This is a genomic window from Acidovorax soli, from assembly GCF_014207955.1.
Classification (GTDB): domain Bacteria; phylum Pseudomonadota; class Gammaproteobacteria; order Burkholderiales; family Burkholderiaceae_C; genus Acidovorax; species Acidovorax soli_A.
In genome coordinates this window covers 1-22,999 of sequence record NZ_JACHLK010000024.1, presented here as the reverse complement: position 1 = coordinate 22,999, position 22,999 = coordinate 1, and the positions used below count along the sequence as shown (strand labels likewise).

At 70.7% G+C, this 22,999-nt stretch carries 23 protein-coding genes; 11 read left to right on the top strand and 12 right to left on the bottom strand.

Annotation, left to right across the window (positions count from 1 at the left end):
- Positions 1–67 precede the first annotated feature (67 nt).
- The 5 genes from HNP48_RS32640 to HNP48_RS32620 all read right to left on the bottom strand — a co-directional run bounded on the left by HNP48_RS32640 (position 68) and on the right by HNP48_RS32620 (position 5,530).
- Positions 68–862, bottom strand: coding sequence for a hypothetical protein (locus HNP48_RS32640; protein ID WP_184865296.1), 795 nt, complete (start codon positions 860–862; stop codon positions 68–70).
- Positions 859–1,257, bottom strand: coding sequence for a hypothetical protein (locus HNP48_RS32635; protein ID WP_184865293.1), 399 nt, complete (start codon positions 1,255–1,257; stop codon positions 859–861). Before HNP48_RS32635 ends, HNP48_RS32640 begins: the two co-directional genes overlap by 4 nt.
- 14 nt (positions 1,258–1,271) lie before the next feature.
- On the bottom strand, positions 1,272–2,777 hold the full coding sequence (locus HNP48_RS32630; RefSeq protein ID WP_184865291.1) for a carotenoid oxygenase family protein: 1,506 nt from the start codon (positions 2,775–2,777) through the stop codon (positions 1,272–1,274).
- A 117-nt stretch (positions 2,778–2,894) separates the two neighbouring features.
- Positions 2,895–4,535, bottom strand: a complete 1,641-nt coding sequence (locus tag HNP48_RS32625; protein ID WP_184865289.1) for a serine hydrolase — start codon at positions 4,533–4,535, stop codon at positions 2,895–2,897.
- Between the two features lie 47 nt (positions 4,536–4,582).
- Complete coding sequence (locus HNP48_RS32620) at positions 4,583–5,530, bottom strand: LysR family transcriptional regulator (RefSeq protein WP_184865287.1); 948 nt, start codon at positions 5,528–5,530, stop codon at positions 4,583–4,585.
- Between the two features lie 109 nt (positions 5,531–5,639).
- Between HNP48_RS32620 and pdxA the strand changes: the two genes are divergently transcribed.
- The gene (gene pdxA, locus HNP48_RS32615; RefSeq protein WP_221480433.1) at positions 5,640–7,409 is read left to right on the top strand and encodes a 4-hydroxythreonine-4-phosphate dehydrogenase PdxA; all 1,770 of its coding nucleotides are present in this window, start codon (positions 5,640–5,642) and stop codon (positions 7,407–7,409) included.
- On the opposite strand, the gene HNP48_RS32610 is transcribed toward pdxA, so the two are convergent.
- Complete coding sequence (locus HNP48_RS32610) at positions 7,366–7,812, bottom strand: MarR family winged helix-turn-helix transcriptional regulator (RefSeq protein ID WP_184865285.1); 447 nt, start codon at positions 7,810–7,812, stop codon at positions 7,366–7,368. The two genes, pdxA and HNP48_RS32610, sit on opposite strands and share 44 nt — an antisense overlap.
- A gap of 73 nt (positions 7,813–7,885) precedes the next feature.
- Between HNP48_RS32610 and HNP48_RS32605 the strand changes: the two genes are divergently transcribed.
- On the top strand, positions 7,886–8,809 hold the full coding sequence (locus tag HNP48_RS32605) for a haloalkane dehalogenase (RefSeq protein WP_184865283.1): 924 nt from the start codon (positions 7,886–7,888) through the stop codon (positions 8,807–8,809).
- Here the strand turns inward: HNP48_RS32605 and HNP48_RS32600 are convergent.
- A complete protein-coding gene (locus HNP48_RS32600; RefSeq protein ID WP_184865281.1) occupies positions 8,760–9,734 on the bottom strand; it encodes a tripartite tricarboxylate transporter substrate binding protein in 975 nt (324 codons plus the stop codon). The genes HNP48_RS32605 and HNP48_RS32600 overlap by 50 nt on opposite strands.
- Positions 9,735–9,877: 143 nt before the next feature.
- Here HNP48_RS32600 and serB point away from each other — a divergent pair, with 143 nt between their 5' ends.
- A complete protein-coding gene (gene serB / locus HNP48_RS32595; protein ID WP_184865279.1) occupies positions 9,878–10,591 on the top strand; it encodes a phosphoserine phosphatase SerB in 714 nt (237 codons plus the stop codon).
- A 68-nt stretch (positions 10,592–10,659) separates the two neighbouring features.
- Positions 10,660–11,157, top strand: a complete 498-nt coding sequence (locus tag HNP48_RS32590; RefSeq protein ID WP_184865379.1) for a redoxin domain-containing protein — start codon at positions 10,660–10,662, stop codon at positions 11,155–11,157.
- Positions 11,158–11,164: 7 nt separating this feature from the next.
- Here HNP48_RS32590 and HNP48_RS32585 read toward each other — a convergent pair whose 3' ends face one another.
- Positions 11,165–12,067 (bottom strand): LysR substrate-binding domain-containing protein, encoded by a 903-nt coding sequence (locus tag HNP48_RS32585; protein ID WP_184865277.1) that lies wholly within the window; start codon positions 12,065–12,067, stop codon positions 11,165–11,167.
- Positions 12,068–12,185: 118 nt separating this feature from the next.
- On the opposite strand from HNP48_RS32585, the gene HNP48_RS32580 reads away from it, so the two are divergent.
- Positions 12,186–13,172 carry a tripartite tricarboxylate transporter substrate binding protein gene (locus HNP48_RS32580; protein WP_184865275.1) on the top strand — a complete coding sequence of 329 codons (987 nt, stop codon included), beginning with the start codon at positions 12,186–12,188 and terminating at the stop codon, positions 13,170–13,172.
- Positions 13,173–13,180: 8 nt separating this feature from the next.
- Positions 13,181–14,380 (top strand): M20 aminoacylase family protein, encoded by a 1,200-nt coding sequence (locus tag HNP48_RS32575; RefSeq protein WP_184865377.1) that lies wholly within the window; start codon positions 13,181–13,183, stop codon positions 14,378–14,380.
- Between the two features lie 11 nt (positions 14,381–14,391).
- On the opposite strand, the gene HNP48_RS32570 is transcribed toward HNP48_RS32575, so the two are convergent.
- The 3 genes from HNP48_RS32570 to HNP48_RS32560 all read right to left on the bottom strand — a co-directional run bounded on the left by HNP48_RS32570 (position 14,392) and on the right by HNP48_RS32560 (position 17,378).
- Positions 14,392–15,033 (bottom strand): 1-acyl-sn-glycerol-3-phosphate acyltransferase, encoded by a 642-nt coding sequence (locus tag HNP48_RS32570; RefSeq protein WP_184865273.1) that lies wholly within the window; start codon positions 15,031–15,033, stop codon positions 14,392–14,394.
- Between the two features lie 97 nt (positions 15,034–15,130).
- Positions 15,131–16,300 (bottom strand): FAD-dependent oxidoreductase, encoded by a 1,170-nt coding sequence (locus HNP48_RS32565; protein WP_184865271.1) that lies wholly within the window; start codon positions 16,298–16,300, stop codon positions 15,131–15,133.
- Positions 16,301–16,367: 67 nt separating this feature from the next.
- Entirely contained in the window at positions 16,368–17,378 is a 1,011-nt protein-coding gene (locus HNP48_RS32560) for an AraC family transcriptional regulator (RefSeq protein WP_184865269.1), read from the bottom strand.
- A gap of 171 nt (positions 17,379–17,549) precedes the next feature.
- On the opposite strand from HNP48_RS32560, the gene HNP48_RS32555 reads away from it, so the two are divergent.
- The 4 genes from HNP48_RS32555 to HNP48_RS32540 are packed head-to-tail and all read left to right on the top strand — an operon-like array spanning position 17,550 to position 21,165.
- The gene (locus HNP48_RS32555; RefSeq protein WP_184865267.1) at positions 17,550–18,488 is read left to right on the top strand and encodes a tryptophan 2,3-dioxygenase; all 939 of its coding nucleotides are present in this window, start codon (positions 17,550–17,552) and stop codon (positions 18,486–18,488) included.
- A gap of 54 nt (positions 18,489–18,542) precedes the next feature.
- On the top strand, positions 18,543–19,742 hold the full coding sequence (locus HNP48_RS32550; protein ID WP_184865265.1) for an amino acid aminotransferase: 1,200 nt from the start codon (positions 18,543–18,545) through the stop codon (positions 19,740–19,742).
- Positions 19,739–20,716, top strand: a complete 978-nt coding sequence (locus HNP48_RS32545) for a tripartite tricarboxylate transporter substrate-binding protein (RefSeq protein WP_260420467.1) — start codon at positions 19,739–19,741, stop codon at positions 20,714–20,716. Before HNP48_RS32550 ends, HNP48_RS32545 begins: the two co-directional genes overlap by 4 nt.
- A 35-nt stretch (positions 20,717–20,751) precedes the next feature.
- Positions 20,752–21,165: a heme-binding protein gene (locus HNP48_RS32540; protein WP_184865262.1), complete on the top strand. Its 414-nt coding sequence runs from the start codon at positions 20,752–20,754 to the stop codon at positions 21,163–21,165.
- 22 nt (positions 21,166–21,187) lie between these two features.
- Here the strand turns inward: HNP48_RS32540 and HNP48_RS32535 are convergent, their stop codons facing one another.
- Positions 21,188–21,829 (bottom strand): NAD(P)H-dependent oxidoreductase, encoded by a 642-nt coding sequence (locus HNP48_RS32535; RefSeq protein WP_184865260.1) that lies wholly within the window; start codon positions 21,827–21,829, stop codon positions 21,188–21,190.
- Positions 21,830–21,922: 93 nt separating this feature from the next.
- Here HNP48_RS32535 and HNP48_RS32530 point away from each other — a divergent pair, with 93 nt between their 5' ends.
- Positions 21,923–22,840 carry a LysR family transcriptional regulator gene (locus HNP48_RS32530; protein WP_184865258.1) on the top strand — a complete coding sequence of 306 codons (918 nt, stop codon included), beginning with the start codon at positions 21,923–21,925 and terminating at the stop codon, positions 22,838–22,840.
- The last annotated feature ends 159 nt before the right edge of the window (positions 22,841–22,999 follow it).

Here is a 22,999-nt window from a genome sequence, read left to right as displayed (position 1 = left end):
GCGGCCATCGTAGTGCACAGGCCCGGGCTGCATAGCCCCACTGCTTGCAGGACATGCAAGCCGTCCATCAATGCCCGCCAAACCGCCCCACCTGCCGCAGCCCACCGCCCGCAAGGCTCCACAGCGAGATGCACCAGCCGTCGCAGCCCTCGCTGACCACCAGCCCCGGAAGGTCCGCGCCATCGATATCGACAAAGCTGGCCGGTTGGGCCGGCACCTCGCCCCGGTAGGCATAGCGGCCACCGCTGCGGTCCTGCGTGAACACATGGTGCCTGCGCGCGTGGTAGTGCGCATCGCGGTCCTCGACCCATTGGCCCGGGACCAGAATGGCCAGGCCCTGGCCGCCCGGCCGCTGCACCACGGTCGCGGCGGCCAGCTGCGCGGGCTTTTTCGCGGGGCCTCCCTGGCGCGCACCCGAGCGCAGCAGACCCTCGAGGGCCTGCACCTCGGTGGCCGCAATGCGGCGCGTGGTCCAGCGGGCGGTGTGCGGGGCTTGCGTGGAGAACAGCCGGTACTGCCGGGTCTCGGTGTCCGACCGGGCGGCCCCGCCCTGCACCGTGGCGCTGACGGCATCCCACTGCTCGGCGCCCGAGGAGCTCTTGGACACCTCGATCCGGCACCGGTACTTCGCCCCGCCCTGCAGGGCAAAAACCTCGCGGCCGGCATTGCAGTGCCGGGCCAGGTCGCGCAGCTGGGCCGCGTCGTCGGAGCGGACGACGACAGCGCCATCATCGGGCGCCAGCCAGGCGAAGAACAGACCCGCGCGGCCGACGTGGGACTCGCTGTCCTCCCCGGCCAGCGAAGGCAGGGCCAGCGCCAGGCCGAGCACCATCGCGGCAATGCGTCCATCCAGCAGTTTCATGGTGCAACAACCTCCTTCGGCCCAGCCAGCCGCCCGCGCCAATGCCACTCGCAGGCGGCCAGCCCGCCCACAAAAACAGCCTCGCCCACCAGATGCACCAGCCCGAACCCCGTGGCACTTCCGGCAAACCGCAGCGCCATGGCCAGGCAGGCCACGGCCCAGGCCCCGTTGGCCGCCACCAGCAGCGCAATCAGTGCCAGTGGCCGGCGCCTGCGCAGCGCCAGCGAGAAAGAATAAGCGCCATACAGCAGATTCACGGCGCCAATGCCTTGCAGCACCCCCTGCGGCAGCCCGTACAGCCCCGCCAGCCAGGGCGTGAACAGCAAGACCAGCACCCCCGCCAGCGCGGCGGCGCCGCAGTCGATCCACAGCAGCTGCGGGGCCAGGCGGTCCATGCGCGGCCGCTCCGTCACCGGGGCACACCCGCCCCGGCCGCGGGCTTCCACGCTGCGTGAAAGCCGAACGGCACCACCTGCGGCAGGTGCAGCGTGGCCAGGCACTGCATGCGCGCCGGGTCGATCACGCCGACCACCGTGCCCGCGTCGCCCTCGGCCAGCGTGGGCACCAGCAGCACGCCATCGTCCTCGGCGGTCGAGCCCGGGCGCTCCACGAACAGCGGCTCCATCTGCACGGCGGCCTCGCGCTGCCAGGTGCCGGCAATGCAGCCTGCGTCGAGGTCGAGCTTCACCGTGCGGTCGAACATGGGGGCCCGGCCATCGGGGTCGAAGCCTGCGAACCAGGCATGGCGCGAACGCTGCTTGCCCCAGTAGGCGCCATGCACCGAGGGCAGTTCCACGCTGGCGCCCTGCACCAGCGTCTGGGGCTGCGTCTCGCTGCGGCCGGGCTCCAGCCGGTAGCGCTGCACGCGGTGCGGCACGCCCACCGGCTGGCCGGCGCGCAGGCGCTCCATCTGCAGCGCGGCAAAGATCTCGGGGCCGTCGTTGGTGCACAGGTCCAGCACCAGGGTGCCGCCCTCGCCCTCATCAAACGCCTGCACCGCATGAAAGCCGGTCATCGCCGGCACGGCCCAGCTGCGCACACTGCCGTCGGCGAGCGAGACCGCATCGATCTGCGAGCCCAGGGCCGCATTCCAGGCAAAGCTGTCGATGAAACCCTTGCCCGACAGTGCCAGCTTGATCGCGTTGAGCCGCATCGCCGGCTGCCACACGATGGCGTGCGTGGGCGTCATGGCGAACGCATGCAGGTAACCCGCCTGGCGCACGGACCAGCGTGCCAGCACCTCGCGCGTGCGGCGGCCCGGGGCGATGCGGAACAGCTTGTAGGTGCACCTGGGCCCGATCTCCAGGCCCACGTTCCAGTAGCAGCCCTGCGCATCGGTCATGCCGTGGGCCGAGGCCACGTGGATTACCTCGTCATCGTCGTACACGATGCGCCCCGTGGTGGTCAGCGTGTCGGGGTCGAAGCTGGTGAGCAGCGGCGTCTCGGTCTGCGCCACCCACTGCGAGCCGATGCGCGCCATCACCACGGCCCCGTTGTCCGTCACCTTGGGGTGGCGCAGCTGGCGCAGCCGCGTGAAGAAGCCCGCCGGGTCCGGCGTGCCAAAGGCCGCGCGCGCCGGCTTGCGCGCCGCCAGGCTCTCGCGCAAATCCTCGGTCTGCAGGTAGCGGCTGCGGTAGCTGGCACTGGCCCCGCCCGCACCGCCTTGCCCGCCGCCCATCAGCCGCACCCGGTGCAGCATGGCCAGGCCATCGAACCAGTGCCCATAGCTGCCATGCGGCAGGTCCCACAGCGCCGGGCCATTGAGCAGCAGGCTGCCGCCCAGCAGCCACGGGGGAAGCTGGCCCCGGATTTCGACCGGGGTGTCGGGGAGTTCGCGGGCGGTGGATTGGAGGCCGCGCAGGCGGTCCATGGGGTGCGCTGGCGCGGGTGCTGCGAAGGGGGCGGCGAGGGTCATGGGTTTCTGGTTGAACGGGTTGTGCAGGCTGCTCGGCACGCATGTGCCTCCATCATGTGCCAAGCCAGGCACAGGCAGCAGCGGAAATGTGCCCGGGCGGGCTGCGATGGGCCACCGCTACTCCGCCACCTTTCCCCGCACCTGCCCCCGGAACCCCCAGTTGTTCTCCACCCCCACATTCACCGCCGTGCCCCCGCCCTCAAACTTCAGCGTGAGCACATTCACCTCGCCATCGGCCACGGAGCGCGAGATGAACTGGAAGGTCTGCGCATCAAGCCAATGGCCCTTGACGGCGACAACCGCGTTGGGGCCCTGGGGGGCGGTGCGGTACTTGCCGTCCAGGCCCAGGGGGCCGGCCACCGGCTCGCGCGGCAGGTCGGGGCGGCCGGGGTCGAAGCGCACCTCGTAGCGCGGGTTGGCCGGCGTGAGGTCCAGCACCAGGCGCTGCAGGCCCAGGGGGTTGCGCTCCAGCAGCCAGGCCTTGCGCGAGACGGTGGCAGCCAGCTCGGGCGTGGCGCCCAAGGGCTGGGGGCCGGGCTTTTCCACCCCGGCGTCGCGGATGCGGGCGGCCAGCAGGTCTTGCTCACCCGTGTCGGCCGGCAGGGGCTCGCGCGAGCGCACGGCGGCGGTGATGTGGTCGATGAACAGGGGCAGCGGGTAATGGCGCCGGCCGGTGACGGCGACCACCACGTCGATATCGGGCAGCACCACGATGAGCTGGCGGTTGAAGCCGGCCGTGAAGAATGCGCGTTTCGCAGGGATGCTCCACCAGCCATTGGCGTACTTGAAAGCGGGCGCATTGGCGCCAAAGCCCATGTCCACGGTGGGATGGAACACCTGCTCCACCCAGGCCGCGGGCAGCAGCTGGCGGCCGTTCCACTGGCCCTTGCGCAAATAGAGGTAGCCGATGCGCGCCATGTCGCGCGGGTGCAGGTACAGGCCCCAGCCGCCGATCTCCAGGCCCTGCGGGTCCTTCTTCCAACGCACATCGGTGATGCCCAGGGGGCCGAACAGGCGCTTTTGCGCATACGCCAGGGTGCTGCCGCCGGTCTTGTGCGCGAGGATGGCCGAGAGCAGGTGCGTGTTGCCGCTGTTGTAGTTGAAGCCCGCGCCGGGCGCCTGGGCCATGGGCCGGTCGAGCACAAAGCCCTGCCAGTCGCGCGCGCGGCCCAGCTGCAGCATGGTCTCGGGCACGGCGTCGCTGAGCGGTTCGATCCAGTCCAGGCCCGAGGTCATGTCCAGCAGGTGCCCCAAGGTCATGGCCTTCTTGGCGGCATCGACGTTGGCGATCTTGCGGCCATCTTCCCCAAAGAAGTCGATCACGGGCGCATCGCGCGAGGCGATCAGCCCGTCCTGGATGGCCATGCCGGTGAGCGTGGCGACCACGCCCTTGGTGGTGGAGTTGACGGCGTGCTTGAGCCCCTCGCGGTAAGGCGCGTAGAAGGCCTCGGCCACCAGGCTGCCGTGGCGGGTGACGAGCAGGCTGTCCATGCCCTGCGCGGCACCAAAGTCGATGAGCTTGGCCAGGGCGGCGGAGTCCATGCCCTGGGCCTCGGGCGTGCTCTCGGCCCAGTCGTCACCGGGCCACAGGGGCGCGGCGGAGGGGGTCGATGCAGCCGCCGCGGGCGCATCGGTCTGCGCCCCGGCCATGAGGGGCGCCGCGGCACCGGCCAGCAGCACGGCCGTGGCCTGCCTGCGGTTGATCGGCATGGCTGCGGCCGCCGCCTCTCCTACCCCATGGTGCGCTTGCATGGCCATCCCCGGACTCCCTGTGTGCATGTTATGCAGGGATGATATGCGGGTGGCTATGCAGTCCCTGGCCCCCTTTTGGGGGACTGTTGCCGTTTGCCCACGGCGGGCGGCAGGGGTGGTGGCGCCAGGTCTGCGCAGGCCGCACGCAGCCAGGCCAGCACGGTGTGGAAAGCATCACCGCCTTCCCCCGGCACGCCCGCGCGCGGCGCCATGAGCTGGTAGCAGCTGCCATCGGCCACAAAGCCGCGCGGTGCCACAAGCACACCGCTGGCCAGGTCGTCGGCCACCAGGGCCAGCGGGCCGATGGCCACGCCCGCGCCGGCCACCGCGGCCTGCAGGCTCTGGTAGAAGTGCTCGAAACGAATGGCGCGCGTGGACTGCTGGGCGGTGTGGGACAAGCGCGCCCAGTCGTCCCACGCGCCCGGCCGGGTGGCGGTGTGCAGCAGCACGCCCTGCAGATCGGCCGCCAGGCCGGGGCGGCACACGGGGCCGATGTGCTCCTGCACGAAGGGCTCGGCCAGCACACCATCGGCCAGCGCAAAGTCGTTGCGGCGGATCGCCAGGTCGATGCCGTCGCGCTCGAAATGCACCACGCCACCGGCCGAAACCAGGCGCAGCTCGCGCTCGCTGCCGATGGCGGCCTGCAACTGCGCCAGGCGCGGGATGAGCCAGCGGATCAGCAAGGTGGGCTCGCACGACAGCACCAGCGGCCGGCCCGGCCCCGCCGTGCGGCGCGCACGCGCCAGCGCCGCGCGCAGACGGTCGAGCGCAGCGGCCACATCCTCGGCCAGCACCTGGGCCGTGGGCGTGGGCAGCACGGCGCGGCTGCTGCGCTGGAACAGGTCAAAGCCCAGCTCGCCCTCCAACTCGCGCACGGCGCGGCTCACAGCCCCATCGGTCAGGTGCAGCTCGCGCGCGGCGCGCGACACGCTGCCATGGCGCACCGTGGCCTCGAAGGCGCGCAGCGCGGACAACGGGGGCAGGCGGGTGTCTGATGGCATGTCTTTTTTGATTGAGTTTGGCTCAATCATGCATGAGATCAAATCGGTTTTCTTCAGCCCTCCGAAAGAGCACAGTCACGGCTTCTGATTGACTGACATGCAAACGACGATGAGAACTGCAGCGAACGGCGCCCTGCCCCTGGCCATCACCATGGGCGACCCGGCCGGCATAGGCCCCGAGATCATTGCCCAATGGGCGATGGCAGCCAGCGTGAACAAGCCGCCCCATGTGGTGGTGGGCGATGAAGGCGCCTTGCAGCGTGCCATTGCCCTGGTGGGTGCACCGCTGCAGGTGCGCCGCGTGGGCGACCAGCTGGAGGGCCTGCACGAGGCCCTTGCCCAAGGCGCCCTGCCCCTGCTGCAGGCCTGCGCACCGCTGCCGGCCGACCTGCCCCTGGGCCGTATCGACGCGCGCGCCGGGGCCGCCGCCCACGCCTGTGTGCAGCGCGCCATCGACCTCGCGCTGGCGGGCCGGGTGGCCGGTATCGTGACCGCGCCGCTGCACAAGGAGGCGCTGCGCGCCGCGGGCGTGCAGCACCCCGGCCACACCGAGATGCTGGCCGAGCGCGCGGGCACAAGCGACTTCGCGATGGTGCTGGCCAATGGCGAGCTGCGCGTGCTGCTGGTGTCCATCCACCTGGCGCTGCGCGATGCCCTTGCCGCCGTGACGATGGAGAACGAACTGCGCGCCATCCGCCTGGCGCACCGCGCCTGCCTGGGCTTTGGCATGGCGCAGCCGCGCGTGGCCGTGGCCGGGCTCAACCCGCATGCGGGCGAGGGCGGGCTGTTTGGCCATGAAGACCGGGACATCATTGCCCCGGCCATTGCCGCAGCGCGGGCCGAGGGCATTGACGCCACGGGCCCCTGGCCCGGGGACACGGTGTTCATGCGCGCGCGCCAGGGCGCCTTCGACATCGTGGTGGCGCAGTACCACGACCAGGGCCTGATCCCCGTGAAGTACCTGGGCGTGGACCAGGGCGTGAACATCACCGTGGGCCTGCCCTTTGTGCGCACCTCGGTGGACCATGGCACGGCCTTCGACATCGCGGGCACGGGCCGGGCCGATGCGGCCAGCCTGGGCCATGCGGTGCAGCAGGCCGCGGCCCTGGTGGCGGCGCAGCCGGCCTTGCCCGACTTCATCTTCATGCTCACACGGCACGACCGGACCATTGCCGACGCGCTGGAGCAATTGCCCGCCGTGCTGGCCGCCGGGGTGCGGCACATCGGCTTCAAGGACATCGGCCTGCCCTGGCCCGATCTGCGGCGCCTGGCCGATGCCATCCATGCAGGCGGCGCACAGAGCTACCTGGAGGTGGTGAGCCAGGACGAAGCCAGCGAGCTTGCATCGGCCCGCGCCGCGCTGGCGCTGGGGGTGGGCGTGCTGATGGGCGGCACCCGGCCCGAGGCAGTGCTGCCACTGCTGCGCGGCAGCCCCCTGCGCTACTACCCGTTTGCCGGCGCCGTGGTGGGCCACCCCAGCGTGCTGCAGGGCACGGTGCAGGACATCGTGGCCAGCGCGCGCCGCATCGCCGCGCTGGACGGCGTGCATGGGCTGGACCTGCTGGCCTACCGCTTTGCGGGCGACGCAGGCGAGGTGCCCGCGCTCATTGCTGCCGTGTGCGCGGCGGTGGACAAGCCCGTCGTGGTGGCCGGCTCCATCGACCGGGCCGAGCGCATCGCAGCCGTGGCGGCGGGTGGGGCCGCCGGGTTCACGGTGGGCACGGCGGCGCTCGATGGCGCCTTTGCGGCCGGTGCGCCGGGGCTGGAGGGGCTGCAGGGACAATTGCGCGCCATCCAGGCGCTGCGGGCAACGGCAGGTCGGCTCGCAGGGCCGCTCACTGCTGCAGTTGCCCCAGCAGCCGCGCCAGCCCGCCCTTGATCGCATCGAGTTCGCCCGCACCCACCAGGGCGGCCCATTGGGCCTCGGTGCGGCTGCCCGCGGCCATGGCGAGTGGGCGGATCTGCTGGCCGCGCGCGGTCAGGAAGACCAGGCGCGAACGCTTGTCGGTGGGGCTGGGGCGGCGCTCCACATAGCCGAGCTTTTCGAGCTCGTCCACCGTCTGCGCCATGGACTGCTTGCGCACGCGCGCTAGCCGCGTGAGCTCGCTCACGGGCATGCCCTCGGGTGGCACAAAGGTGAACACGCTGGCATGGGCCGCGCGCACGTCGCCAAAGCCGGCCTCGGCGAGGGCCTCGTCCACCGCGCCCGCGAACTGCTGGTGCAGCAGGCGCAGCAGCACGCCCAGCGAGCCGGGGGTGGTGGAAGTGATCGATGGGTCCATGGCGGTATTTGACAGGCACCTGTCTATTTCAATAAACTAGACAGGTACCTTACCACTTTCAAAGGACTGCCCCATGCCCACCATTTCCGTTCTCGGCTCGCACATGCACCACCTGGACACCGCAGACACCGGCACCCCGGGCGCCGGCCCGACTTGGGTGTTTCTGCATGGCAACCCCGTCTCGTCGCACCTGTGGCGCAAGGTGCTGCCGGGCGTGCAAGGGCTGGGCCGTTGCCTCGCGCCCGACCTGATCGGCATGGGGCAATCGGGCAAGCCCGAGATCGCCTACGGCTACGACGACCACGCGCGCTACCTGGCCGCCTGGTTCGACGCGATGGACCTGCAGGACGTGGTGCTCGTGGGCATCGACTGGGGCGCATCGCTGGGCTTCGACTGGGCGCGCCGGCAGGCGCACCGGGTGCGCGGTATCGCCTTCATGGAGACCATCGTCAAGCCGATGGGCTGGGCCGACTTTCCCGCCGCGGCGCGGCCGCGCTTCGAGGCGTTTCGCACGCCGGGCCTGGGCGAACAACTGGCGCTGGAACAGAACCAGTTCCTGGCGGGATCTCTCGCGGCCACGGTGCTCACACCCCTGGCTGCCGCCGACCGCGCGGTGTACGAGGCGCCCTACCCCACGCCCGCAAGCCGGCGCCCGCTGCTGGCCTGGCCACGCGCCATGCCCATCGAAGGATCGCCCGCCGACGTGGTGGCACGGGTCGAGGCTTATGGCGACTGGCTGGGCAACTCCGGCCACATTCCCAAGCTGCTGCTCACCTTCACCGGCTCGCCCACGCTGATGATCGGCCCGGCCATGGAGGCCTGGTGCCGCAGCCACGTCGCCAGTCTCACGGTGCAGGCCTGCGGCGAGGCCGGCCACCTGGCGCCCGAGGACCAGCCCGGGCGCATTGCCGATGCGCTGCTCGCCTGGGCCGGCACCGCCCTCGTGCCTACTGTTTCTGGATCCCTGCCTGCTGGATCACGTCAGACCAGCGCTTGATCTCGCGCGCATAGAAGTCGGCCTGCGCCTGGGGCGTGCTGCCCCCGGCCTGCACGCCCAGCTGCAGCAGCCGGGTGCGCACTTCGGGCGCGTTGAGCGCGACCTGGGTGTCCTTGTTCAGGCGCGCCACCACCTCGGGCGGCGTGCCGGACGGTGCGGCAAAGGCATTCCACGACGCCACGTTGAACCCTGGCGCACCGCTTTCGGCCACGGTGGGCACATTCGGCAGCGCGGGCGAGCGCTTCTCGCCCATCACGGCCAGGGCCTGCAGCGCACCGGCGCTGATCTGCGGCAGCACGGGCGCCAGGATCTCGACGGCAGCATCCACCTGCTCGCCCAGCAGCGCGCTGGTCACGGCCGCGCTGCTGTTGAAGGGCACGATGGCCACGTCGATGCCCAGGCTGCGCTTGAGCAGTTCGGCCGCCAGGTGCTGGGTGCTGCCGATGTTGATGCTGCCGATGTTGAGCTGGCCGGGGTGGGCCTTGGCATGGGCGATGAGGGCCGCAATGTCCTTGAAGCGCGACTTGCCACCCGCGATGAGGGCGATGTCGAAACTGCCCAGCAGGGACACGGGCGTGAAGCTCTTGACCGGGTCGAACGGCAGGCTCTTGAACAGGCCCGCGCTCACCGCGTTGCCGTTGGACATGAGCAGCAGCGTGCGGCCGTCGGGCGCGGCCTTGGCCACCGCATCGGCCGCGACGATGCCGCCCGCGCCGGGCTTGTTGTCCACCACGATGGGCTGGCCCGTGGCCTCGGTCATCTTCTGCGCCACGGTGCGCGCCGTGAGGTCGGCCACGCCGCCGGGGCCAAAGGGCACGACCAGGCGGATGGGGCGCTTGTCGGCGGTCTGCGCGGCCACGCCCGTGCAGGCGGCTGCAGCCAGCAACAAGAAGGCACGGCGCTCGGGAATCAAGGAGAAAGTCATGCTTTGTACTATGACAAAAACGGGATTGTGCTGCCACCCAGTCCCGGCACTGGGAGCTATATCCCATCGGCATAGGTACCCAGGCTGCAAGAGGGGCACCGGCACGGGCGATACCATTGCGGCTTCAGACACCCGTATCCGCCATGAAAAACGCCACCGAATTCGCCCCTGGCCTCGTCGTCCAGGGCATTGATGCCCCGCTGTCCCTGTCGAGCTACAAGCTCATCGCCTTCGACATGGACTCCACCCTGATCAACATCGAGTGCGTAGACGAGATCGCCGATGCCGCCGGCCGCAAGGCCGAGGTGGCCGCCATCACCGAGGCGGCCATGCAGGGCATCATCACCGACTACAAGGAAAGCCTGCGCCAGCGCGTGGCCCTGCTCAAGGGCGTGACCGTGGCGCACATGGAGCAGGTGTTCAGCGAGCGCCTGCGCTTCAACCCCGGCGCCAAGGAACTGGTCAGCGCCGCCAAGGCCGCGGGCCTGATCACGCTCCTGGTCTCGGGCGGCTTCACCTTTTTTGCCGACCGCGTGAAGGCGGGCCTGGGCATCGACTTCGCCCGCTCCAACATGCTCGAAGTGGAGAACGGCCTGCTCACCGGCCGCATGGTGGACCAGGCCTGGGGCGACATCTGCGATGGTGCCGAAAAGCGCCGCACCCTGCTCGAAGTGGCCTCGCTCATGGGCATTGCGCCTTCGCAGGCCATTGCCGTGGGCGATGGCGCCAACGACCTGCCCATGATGGGCGCGGCCGGCCTCTCGGTGGCCTACCACGCCAAGCCCACCGTGCGCGCCCAGGCCAAGGTGGCCATCAACGAGGGCGGGCTCGACCGCCTGCTGGAAGTATTGCGCTGACCCTCTCCACCCTGCCCCACCGCGCCTGGCAGTCCCTGCGCCAGGGCTGGCGCCAGCACTTGGCCACCGTGCTGCTGGCCCTGCTCGTGGTGGCCGGCGTGGATGCCTGGCGCACGCGCGACCTGCCCTCGGGCCCCGCGCCCGATGCGGCCATCACCCTGGCCGATGGCAGCACCACCACGTTGGCTGCCTGGCGCGCCCAGCACCCGGGCCGTGCGGTGGCCCTGCATTTCTGGGCCGAATGGTGCCCGGTGTGCAAGATCGAGGAACCCTCGGTAGCCCGCCTGTCTGAGGACTGGCCGGTGCTGGGCATCGCCATGCAGTCGGGCAACCCCGCCCGCGTGGCCCAGGTGCAGCGCCAGCGCGCCATGCCCTGGCCCACGGCGGTGGACCCGCAGGCCGAGCTGTCGCGCGCCTGGGGCGTGCGTGTGGTGCCGGCCCTGGTCGTCGTCGATGCGCAGGGCCAGGTGCGCTTTGCCACCACGGGCTACACGCCCGGCTGGGGCATGCGCTGGCGGCTCTGGTGGGCGCAGGCCGTGCCGAGCCTGCGTACTTGGGTGGGCTGACCGGCACTCACACCGACTCGGCCATCCGTTTCGCCTCCTCCTGCACCCAGTCGATGAAGGCCAGTTGCCCCGGCGTGGCCGGGCGGTCCTTGTCGATGCACAGGAAATAGCCGCGCCCGGTGGACACCGGCAGCGCAAAGGGGATCACCAGCTCGCCCGTCTGCAGCTCGCGCTCGATCAGGCAGGGCTGGGTGATGGCGATGCCCACGCCCTCCTTTGCCGCGAAGATCAGGTTCATGCTCAGGTCGTAGCCCGGGCCCAGCTTCAGCTCGCGCTGCAGGCCGGCAGCGTGGGCCCAGCGCGCCCAGTTGTCGGGGAAGTTGGTGTGGTGCAGCAGCACCTCGCGCGCCAGGTCGGCCGGGCGTTGGAGGCGCGGCGCCACCTGCGGCGCGCACACGGGCACGATGTCGCGCCCCATGAGGTAGGTGGCCTGCAGGCGCGCGGGCCAGCGCCGGCGCGGGCGCTTCACGTCGATCCAGACATCCACGTCGTCGCGGCTGAAGTCCTCGTCGTGGCGGAACTGGCGCATCTCGATATCCAGGCCCGGGTGGCGCGCCTGGAAGCGCGGCAGCCGCGGCAGCAGCCACTTGGTGCCCAGGGTAGGGATGACCGACAGCCGCAGCTTGCCCGGCGCACGCGGCGCCACAAACAGTGCCGTGGCCGATTCGAGCGCCAGCACATGCCGCTCGGTCAACTGGCGCAGCTGGCGCCCGCGCTCGCTGAGCACCACGCCCTGGTGCGAGCGCTCGAACAGGCGGCAATCGCCCAGGTGCTGCTCCAGCCGCTGCACGGCGCGGCTCACCGCCGCCTGGGTCACGCACAGGTCCTCGGCCGCCTGGCGGAAGCTGCCCAGCCGGCACACGGCCAGAAAGGCATGGAGTTCGACCAGCGAGGGGGAGCGCAGTTTCATGGACGCATGCAGAACGGTGGGCGATGACATTGTGTCATCACGAACCACGATTTTGTCGTTTGATGCACGGGCTGGCAATGCCTAGCATTCGCCCATTCCCAACCCACTGCCCACCACCATGACCATCGACCGCCGCCAGTTCCTCACTTCCACCGCTGCCGCCGGCCTGGCACTGCCCGCCTTTGCCGCCGATGCGCCCTACCCCACGCGCGCCATCAGCCTCGTGGTGCCGTTCACGCCGGGCGGCTCGGTCGATGTGTCGGGCCGGCTCATCGCCGACCGCCTGGCGCGCAGCCTGGGTCAGCCCGTGGTGGTGGACAACCGCGGCGGCGCGGGCGGCGCCATTGGCTCGACCTATGTGGCCAAGGCCGCACCCGATGGCTACACGCTGATCGTGACCTCGCAGAGCACCCATGTGGTCAACCCCGCGGTGAACCCCAAGCTGCCCTACGACGCGGTCAAGGACTTCGCGCCCATCACCCTCATCAGCCGGCTGGCCAATGTGCTGCTGGTCCACCCCGGGCTGCCCGTGAAGAGCTTCGACGAGCTGGTGAAGTACGCGCGCGCCAACCCCACGGCGCTCAACTACGCGAGTGCGGGCACGGGCTCGGTGTCGCACCTGAGCATGGAGCTGCTGAAGAACCAGGCGAAGTTCCCGATGACGCACATCCCCTACCGCGGCGCGGGCGTGGCGCTCAACGACCTGCTCAGCGGCCAGATCCAGCTGACGTGGAACAACCTCTCGTCCAACCTGACCCACATCCTGAACGGCAAGCTGCGCGCCCTGGCCGTGGCCTCGCCCACGCGCGTGCCGCAGCTGCCCGACGTGCCGACCTTTGCCGAGCTCAAGCTGCCCGACCTGAACCTCACCTCGTGGAACGGCCTGGCCGCACCCGCGGGCACGCCCGATGCCATCGTGCAAAAGCTCTACGCGGCCACGCGCAAGATCGTGACCGACCCGGCCACCCAGGCCGTGTGGGTGGACAAGGGCATGATGGTGCCCCAGGATATCAACCCTGCGGCCTACCGCAAGGAAATCGCGGAGCGCATTGCCTTCTACCAGCGCATCGCACGGGACAACAAGATCGAGTTGGACTCCAATTGACGACGATGATGACGACGACAACGCGCCTGCTGCCCGAACTCACCCGCATCGACGACCTGGCGCCCCGGCAGGACGAGCTCGCCGGCTGGCGCCGCCACATCCACCAGCACCCCGAGCTGGCCTTTGCCGAGCACGGCACGGCCGACTTCGTGGCCGGCAAGCTGCAGGCCTTTGGCTACGAGGTCACGCGCGGCATCGGCCAGACCGGCCTGGTGGCCCAGTTGCGCGTGGGCCAGGGCAGCAAGCGCCTGGGCCTGCGCGCCGACATGGACGCCCTGCCCATCCACGAGGAAACCGGCCTGCCCTACGCCAGCCGCGTGCCCGGTTGCATGCATGCCTGCGGGCACGATGGCCACACCGCCATGCTGCTGGGCGCGGCGCAGCACCTGGCGGCCACGCGGCGCTTTTCCGGCACCTTGAACCTGATCTTCCAGCCGGCCGAGGAGCGCGGCTTCGACAGCGGCGCCAAGGCCATGGTGGCCGACGGGCTGTTCGAGCGCTTTCCCTGCGACATGGTGTTCGCCATGCACAACCACCCGGGGGCGCCGCAGGGCCACTTCCTCATGCGGCCCGGCGCCTTTCTTGCGGCGGGCGACCGGGTGTTCATCACCATCACCGGCGTGGGCGGCCATGCGGCGCGGCCCCACCTCGCGGTGGACCCGCTGGTGGCGGCCGCCGCCACGGTGATGGCGCTGCAGACCGTGGTCTCGCGCAACGTGGACCCGAACGAATCGGCCGTGGTCACGGTGGGCCGCCTGCGCTCGGGCGATGCGCTCAACGTGATTCCGGCCGAGGCCGAGATCGGCGTCAGCGTGCGCTCCTTCAGCGCCGCCGTGCGCGCCCTGCTCAGGGAGCGCATCACCGCCCTGGTGCACGCCACGGCCGAAGGCTATGGCGCCCGGGCCGAGATCCGCTATATCGAGGGCTACCCGGTGCTGGAGAACGACGCCAGCGCCACGGCCCTGGCCGCCAAGGTGGCCGGCGAGCTGGTGGGCACGGACCGGGTGGAGCCGCAGTTCCAGCGCATGATGGGCAGCGAAGATTTCGCCTACATGCTGCAGGCCTGCCCCGGCGCGCTGGTGCGCATCGGCAACGGCCCGTCCGAGGGCGGGCGCGGGCTGCACAACCCGCGCTATGACTTCCACGATGGCAACCTGCCGGTGGGGGCGGCCTTCTGGAGCCGGCTGACGGAACGGTTTCTGGCCTGAGCCAGAGCGCCTCAGGCTGGGCCTTGCTCCGCCACGCGCTTCATGGCCTCGTCCATCGTCGCTGTCAGCGCCAGCGCCGATTCCTTGTTCGCCGTGGCATCGGGCGGCAGCACGATGGGGGGCCCGAAGGTGATGCGGATGCGCGGGCGCGTGAAGAAGTGGCTGGCGCGGATCTCGCCCGGGCCGTCGTAGTGCGCGGGCACGATCTGGCCCTTGGCACGCAGCGCGATGGTGGCGGCGCCGCGCTTGGCCTCGGCATTCTCGGTGTTGCGTGTGCCGCCCGGGAAGATCAGCACCAGCTGGCCCTCGTTGACCAGCGAGACCACCTGGCGGATGGTGGCCGTCGAAGGGCTGCCCCGGTCCACCGGAAAACCGCCGCCCGAGCTCACGAACCAGGCGCCCAGCTTGGTCTCGAACAGCTCCTTCTTGGCCATCTGGTGCAGCTTGCGCGGCAGCGCGGCATAGCCCACCCACAGCGGATCGGCCCAGCCCGTGTGGTTGCACACCACGATCTTGCCGCCCGGCCCGTCCAGGTGCTCGGCCCCGATCACCGTGACCCGGGCCACCCGGGACATGAGCACGCGCAGCACGCGCACGAAAAGGTTGGGTTTTTGTTGGGCGGCGGGTGAGGCAGGGGAGGCGGCAGAGGTCATCAGGGGCGGTTGGACGGCGAAATGGGCAAATAAAGGGTTCTCACAGCATGATAAAGGGTCGGCAACACGGCCCCGGGGAAAACCCTGCCCAGCCGGCTCAGACCGGCGCGTCCAGCTCGTCCAGCTCGTGCAACCGGCGGTAGAAGTCGTCCACATGCGCCTGCGCGTGGGCGGGAAAGGCCCGCATCGCCTCGGCATGGCGCACGGGGTCTTGCTCTGCACCGGCGCGCCCCACGCGGTGCGAGGCCTCCTGCACGAAGCGGCACAGCGGCATGCGGCGCTCGCCAAAGGCGGCCAGCGCGGCGGGCAGCGAGGGCTCTTGCGCCAGCAGCCGGGCCAGCACCACCGCATCCTGCACCGCCAGGGCGCCGCCCTGCCCCATGAAGGGCGTGGACGCGTGCGCGGCATCGCCGATCAGGACCACCCGGCCCTGGTGCCAGGGCAGCGGCATCACCACCTCCTCGACGGCGGTGTACAGCACCTCGCTGTGCGCCGAGAGTTCGTCGAGAAAGGGGCGCGCCGGCCCGCCGAACTCGGCGAACCGGGCGCGCATGGTCTCGGGCCACAGGGCAGGGTCTATCCAGCGGCCCTCGGGCTCGGCCACGGTGCCGAAAAGGTAGAGCTTCTCGTGCGAGATCGGCATGATCCCCAGCCGCTTGCCCAAGCCCATCATCATGACCTTGTCCACCAGTTCGGCCGGGCGCCGGTGCACGCTGCGCCAGACGCCGAAGTCCGAGTAGCGCGGCTGCACGCCAGGCCACAGCAGCGCGCGCACGCCCGAGCGGATGCCGTCCGCCCCGACCACCAGATCGGCGTCGTGCGTGCTGCCGTCGGAGAGCCAGGCCCGCACGCCGCTGCCGTGGTGCTGCAGCGCCTGCACCGTGGAGCCCAATTGCACCGGCACGCCCAGCGCCGTGAGCAGCCCGGAGAGCACGCGGTGCATCTCGGCGCGCTTGATACCGAGGATGGGCGGGGCGGGCGGTGAGCCCAGGGCGGGGTAGGCCACGTCGACGATGGGCCGGCCATCCTGGTCCAGGTAGCGGTTGCGCCCCGATGCAATGGCAAAGCCCGCCTGCACCAGGGGCTCCATCGCGCCGATCTGGCGAAAGTGCTGCAGGCCGTTGCTGTAGACAAAGATGCCCGAGCTCTGAAAGCGCCACTGCGGCTGCTTTTCGATCACGGTGACATGCCAGCCGGCGCGGGCCAGCGCCAGGGCGGCAGAGCAGCCGGCGATGCCGGCACCAACGATCAGGACTTTCTTGTTCATAGGGAAAAAGCGCAGCCAAAACCAACGGGGATGAAGCCGTCGATTCTTGGCCAGCCCCCGCGGCGCTTCAACCTTCAGGGCGCCGGATCTGGGCACCGATCGTCCGCGTCTTGATGCACTGGCTCGGCGTGGACCCCGACCAGCGCTCGAAGGCGCGGGAGAAGGCCTTCTCCGAGCTGTAGCCCACCGCCTGCGCCACGCGCCAGATATCGTCCGCCCCCTGCAGGAATTGCTGGCGCGCGATGCCCATGCGCACCTCGGTAAGGTAGCGCAGCGGCGTGCTGCCCATGAGCTCGACAAAGCGCTCGCTGAACACCGAGCGCGACTGGTTGCTCACGCGCGAGAGGCTGGCCACGGACCAGGGCAGCTCGGGGTGGGCATGCATCTGCGCCAGGGCCTTGCCGATGGCCTTGTCGCGCACGCCATTGAGCCAGCCCTGCGCGCCTGCCGGGCCGCTGTGCAGGTGTTCGCGCAGCACATGCACCAGCAGCAGGTCGGCCATGCGCGCCGTGGCCAGCTGCCAGCCCGGGCGTTGGGCCAGGGTTTCCTCCACCAGCGCGCCGGTGGTCAGCGCCAGGCTGCGCGTGGTGGCGATGTCGGCCGCGCGCAGCACGATCAGAGGCGGCATCCAGGACAGCAGCGAGACCCCCTGGTGCCTGGGCATCCACAGGTGCAGCGAGAAGAGTTCGGTGACACCGCCGCTGCCGTCTGTTTCATCCCCTTCGCCGCCGTGCGCAAAGGTGATGGGATGGTCTCCATGCGCGCCCCGCATGTGCTGTTGCAGCAGGGTGCGAAACGGCACGGCCGGGAGGCCCAGCGCCGAGGCGACCAGGTGCGGCCCGCCCTGCGGCAGCATCACGATGTCGCCCGGCTGCACCTGCACGGCGGCTTGCCCGTCCATCTGGATCCAGTAGGGCTGGCCGGTGCACACGCGCAGCAGCAGGCCCTCGACCCCTTCGGAGCGCAGCGCCCAGGGTGCGGTGAGCGCAAAGCGCGCGGTCACCGCACGGTCGGTGCGCAAGGTGCCCAGGACCAGGCTGATCAGGTCGTCCGGCGTGGTGCTCGTGGGGCGTTGCATGCCCCAGTTTATGCCGTGCGCCCGGACCCAGGGCCGGGCGGGCCGGCGCGCGCCGCACGGCGGACGCTCGGTGCCCAAATCCGGTGTCCCGGAGGTTGAGCCCGGCATGCGCCTGCCGAACAATCGCCAGCCATGGGCCGGCATGGTGCATGGGCCCCAGGAAGCATGAGCATGACGACCCCCCTTCGAAAACGAATCCTGCCCGAGGTGCGCAACCCGGCGCTCGAACTGTCGCTGGTGAAACCCATCGCCCGCGGCGACAACGCGCAGCGCGCGTCCACCGTGCAGCAGACCGAGGGCGAGCCCCTGCTCCGCTTCGAGGGCGCGAGCAATCCCTACCTGGAACACCAGCGCAACGACCTGCTGCTGAGCATCCAGCACATGCGCAGCGAGGGCCATGACGAGATGGTCTTCCTGTGCATCACGCACTGCAAGGAGCTGACCTTCAAGGCCCTGCACTACGAGCTGCTGAACATGCAGGCGCGCATCCAGGCCGACGATGTCGCGGGCGCATTGCAGCTGGTACCGCGCGCGCATGCGCTGCTGGAGTTCCTCGGCAAGACCTGGGACGTGCTCTCCACCATCACGCCGCACGGCTTCAACCAGTTCCGCAACACCCTGGGCATTGCCTCGGGCCAGCAGTCCTACATGTACCGGCATGTCGAGTTCATCCTGGGCAACAAGTCCGAGCGGCTGGCGCGCGCGCATGAGAACAACCCCGATGTCTGGCCCTACATGGAGCGCGCGCTGCACGCGCCCAGCCTCTACGACGCCGTGCTCGCGCTGCTGCACCGGCGCGGCATCGCCATGCCGCCCGAGGCGCTGGAGCGCGACTGGTCCGAGCCCTACGTGGCCAGACCCGGCGTCGAGGCAGCCTGGCTCCAGGTCTATGCCGACCCCACGCCGGAGAACGACCTGTACCTGCTCGGCGAAGCGCTCACCGACCTCGCCGACGCCTTCTCGCAGTACCGCTGGCGGCATTTCGTCTCGGTGGAGCGCATCCTGGGCTTCAAGGCCGGCACGGGCGGCTCGGCCGGCGTGGGCTGGCTGCGCAGCGTCGTCGACCACCGCTTCTTCCCCGAGCTGTGGTCCATGCGGACCCAGCTCTGAACCTACCGGCCGGCACGCCGCGCACGCACCTACGCACGCATTTACCCACGCACCATGTTCGATCAACTCCCCCCTCCCGTTGACGACCCCATCCTGGGGCTGTTCGAGGCCTACCAGGCCGATCCCCGCCCCGCCAAGGTCAACCTGGGCATCGGCATCTACTGCGATGACGCGGGGCGTGTGCCGCAGCTCGGCGCGGTGCGGGCGGCACGCGCCACGCTGGCGCAGGCCGGCGCACCCAGCGTCTACCCGCCCACCGAGGGCGATGGCGCCTTCCGCGCCGCCGTGCTCGACCTGGTGTTTGGCGAGGCCGGCCGGGCCGCGACCGCGGCCCTCACCGTGGTGCAGGCGGTGGCCGGCACCGGGGCGCTGAAGCTCGGCGCCGACTTCCTCAAGGATGCGCTGCCCGATGCCACCATCTGGATGCCCGACCCGACCTGGGCCAACCATGCGGCGATCTTCGAAGGCGCGGGCTTTGGGGTGCACCACTACCCCTACTACGCGCCCGAAAGCGGCCGCTTCGATGCCGAGGGCGCAGTGCGCGCACTCCAGGGCCTGAAGGCGGGCAGCGTGGTGCTGCTGCACCCCTGCTGCCACAACCCCACGGGGGTCGACCCGACGCGGGCGCAGTGGAGCCTGCTGCTGGACACCATCGCAGAGCGCGGGCTGCTGCCCTTCTTCGACATGGCCTACCAGGGCTTCGCCCAGGGCGTGGACGAAGACGCCTGGGCCGTGCGCGAATGCGTGCGCCGCGGTATCGGCTGCCTGGTGGCGAGCTCGTTCTCGAAGATCTTCTCGCTCTATGGCGAGCGGGTGGGGGCGCTCAGCGTGTACGCGCCGGCCGGCGATGCGGCCCACGTCCTCGGGCAGCTCAAGCAGGCCATCCGGCGCTCCTACTCCTGCCCGCCCGCCCCGGGCGCGGCGATCGTGCGCACCATCCTGGGCGATGCGGCCCTGAACGCGCAGTGGCGTGCCGAACTCGGAGCCATGCGCGAGCGCATGCGCCAGGTGCGCAGCGCCCTGCACGGCATGCTGCGCGAGGCGCTGCCCGCGCAGGGCTTCGACTACCTGCTCGAGCAGCGCGGCATGTTCAGCTACACGGGCCTCTCCCCGGCGCAGATTGACGCGCTGCGCACGCACTCGGGCGTGTACGCCGTGTCTTCCGGCCGCATCTGCGTGGCCGGCATCAACACCTCGAACATCGCGCATGTCTGCGCATCCCTGGTCGCCATCCACCGGAGCCACCCCGCATGAACTTCTTCCACCCCCTGCGTTCGCTGGCCTGCGGGCTGCTGCTCTTGCTGGCCGCCACGGCGGCCCTGGCCCAGGGCACGCCCCTGCGCCTGCTGGTGGGCTTTCCGCCCGGCGGCTCCACCGATGTGATCGCGCGCCAGCTGGCGCTAGGCCTGCAGCAGGAGCTGGGCCGCAGCGTGGTGGTGGAGAACCGCGCCGGTGCGGGCGGCCAGATCGCGGCCCAGGCGCTCAAGGCGGCCCGGCCCGATGGCAATACGCTGTTCCTGTCGAACGCCCACACCGTGGCCATCGTTCCCGTGACGGTGCTGAACCCGGGCTTCGACGTGGCGAAGGACTTCGCGCCCATTGGGCTGGTGACCGTGAACCCCGATGCGTTGGCCGTGAACCCCGCCGTGACCGGCCCCCTGGCCGGCGGTCTGAAGGACTTCACGGCCTGGACGCAGGCCGGCCCGGGCCGCGCCAGCATCGGCGTGCCCGCACCGGGCAGCGCGCCCGAGTTCGCGGTCAGCGTGATCGGGCGCGCGGCGGGTGCCCGCCTCACCGCCGTGCCCTACCGCGGCGATGCGCCCCTGGTGCAGGACGTGGTGGCCGGCCAGGTGCCCGCGGGCATCGGCGGCGTGGGCGCATTGCTGCCCTATGTGGAGGCAGGCAAGCTGCGCCTGCTGGCCGTCAACGGGCCCGCGCGCCTGCCGCGCTTTCCCGACGTGCCCACCTACGCCGAACTGGGCATCAAGGGCCTGGAGGAAGTCATGTTCACCGCCCTGTTCGCGCCGGCTGGCACGCCGGCCGCGCTGCTGCGGCAGTACCACGCCGCGCTCGCCAAGGTGGCGGCCTCGGCCGCGTTCTCGGAGCGCATTGCCAGCCTGGGGGTCAGCGCCAGCGTGGGCACACCCGAAGAGCTCGGCCAGCGCGTGGAACGCAGCCGGCTGGTCTACGAGCGGCTGGCCCGCGAGGCCGGCTTCCAGCCCCAGTGAACAACCGCCCCCACAGAGAAAGACCGCAACACGCCATGAACCCCTCCCGCACGCTCGACGAACACGATGTGGCCGCCTGCCTGGCCAGCGCCAGTGCCCATGCGCGCCAGCAGCAATGGAGGCTGTCGATCGCGGTGGCAGACGCCGGCGGGCACCTGCTCGGCTTTGTGCGCCAGGACGGCGCCAGCCCGCTGTCGGCGCAGATCGCGCTGGCCAAGGCACGCACGGCAGCCCTGTCGCGGCGCGAGACCCGCTTCTTCGAAGAGCTGCTGGCCGCAGGGCGCAGCGGCTTCCTGTCCGTCAGTGGCATGAGCCTGCTGGAGGGTGGCATCCCCATCGTGCTCGGCGGGGAGTGCGTGGGCGGCATCGGGGTGTCCGGCGCAACCTCGCCGCAGGATGCCGAGGCCGCCACCGCTGGCCTGGCGGCCCTGCTGGAGCGGCAGCGCTGAACTGCCGCGGACTGCACGCGCATCACACGGCACCCGCCAGCGCCTCGGCACAGCCGGCCCCTGCGGGGGCACCTGCCGGCGCCTCCGCACCCCAGGCCCGCAGCCGCGCCGCATAGCGCGCCGCCTCGCCGGCCAGTTGGGCCGCATCCATCTTGCCGGCCCGGTAGACCAGGAAAGGCTCGGCCCAGGGCAGGCCGCAGCGGTGCGCCGTGGCCTGCAGCGGGCGCAGCAGCTCGGCCAGCGAGAACAGGTTCTGGCCCGTGGGGGTGTAGGCCTCGGGCACGTTGCCGGCCGTGGCGGCCACCAGCAAGGGCGTGCCTTCGAGGTGCCGGCCTTCGCTGGCATAGGCCATGTAGAACATGCGGGTCAGCACCGCATCCTGCCAGGCCTTGAGCAGCGGCGGGGAGGAATACCACTGCACGGGGAACTGCAGCACCACGCGGCGTGCGCTGAGCAGGCGGCGCACTTCGGCATCGCCATCGATGGCGCGGCCCTCGGGGTAGAGCGCCGCCATGTCCACCACCTGCACGCCCGGCACGGCCGCCGCCGCATCGGCCAGCGCCCGGTTGGTGGCGGATTGCGCGAAGCGCGGGTGGAACAGCAGCACCAGGGTGTCGATGGTGCGGACGGGGGCGTTGGTGGTGGTGGGTGTCGTATCGGTCATCAGGAACTCCGGTTGGTTGGCTGGATGCCCCGAGGATGCGATCCGGGCGATAATTAATCCAACGGATAATTCATATATCCATTCATTGATTCCATGAATTTACGAAGCATCGACCTCAACCTGCTGGTGGTGCTGCAGGCCCTGCTCGACGAGGCCCATGTGACGCGCGCGGCCGAGCGGCTGGGCCTGTCGCAGCCGGCCATGTCCAATGCGCTGGAGCGCTGCCGCCACCTGTTCGGCGACCCGCTGCTGGAGCGCGCCCGGGGTGGCATGCGCCTCACGCCCAAGGCCGAGGCCCTGCGCGAGCCTCTGACCCGCCTGCTGGCCGACGCCGCGCGCGTGATCGACCCGCACCCCCAGGTGGATGTCGCCACCCTGCGCCAGACCGTGCGCATCGTCATGGCCGACTACCCGGCCGTCATGGTGGTGGGCCCGCTGCATGCACGCCTGGCCGCAAGCGCGCCGGGCATCGCCCTGGTGGTGGAACCCTGGCACGGCGCGGCCGACGCGCTGGACGCCATGGCGCGCGGCCGGCTGGACCTGGCGGTATCGGTCTTCCCCGTGGTGGACGCGAGCTTTCACCGCGAGGAGCTGCTGCGCGAGGAGTACGCCGTGTGCATGCGCGCCGGCCACCCAGCCGCGCAGGACTTCAACCTGGACCGCTGGCTGCAGTACCCGCACGTGCTGGTCTCGGGCCGGGGCGAGACGCGCGGCGCGCTGGACCAGGCGCTGCTGGCCCTGCAGCGCACGCGGCGGGTGGGCGTGGTCGTGCCCAGCTTTCTGCTGGTGCCGCCGCTGCTGGCCAGCTCCGACCTGATCGCCATGGTGCCGCGCCGGTGCCTGCCTGTTGCCGCAGGCGGCGACGACGGTGCGTTTGCCGGCCTGGCGGTGTTCGAGCCGCCGGTGGCGGTGGAGGGGTTTGCGTTGCATGTGGCGTGGCATGCGCGCAGGCAGCAGGATGCGGGGGTGAGGTTTGTGGCGGGGGTGGTGGCGGAGTTGTTGCGGGGGTGATCCTGCCCCGTAGCCGAATGCGCCGCTCCGATGGTTGGTGCTTTGTGGTGGCTGCATGCCTTGATTGAGGGCGGAGGCCGGGATGTGCGCCCGGCGGCGCACCTACCTTCTTTTGCTTCGTCAAAAGAAGGTAGGCCAAGAAAAGACGACCCCGCTGCC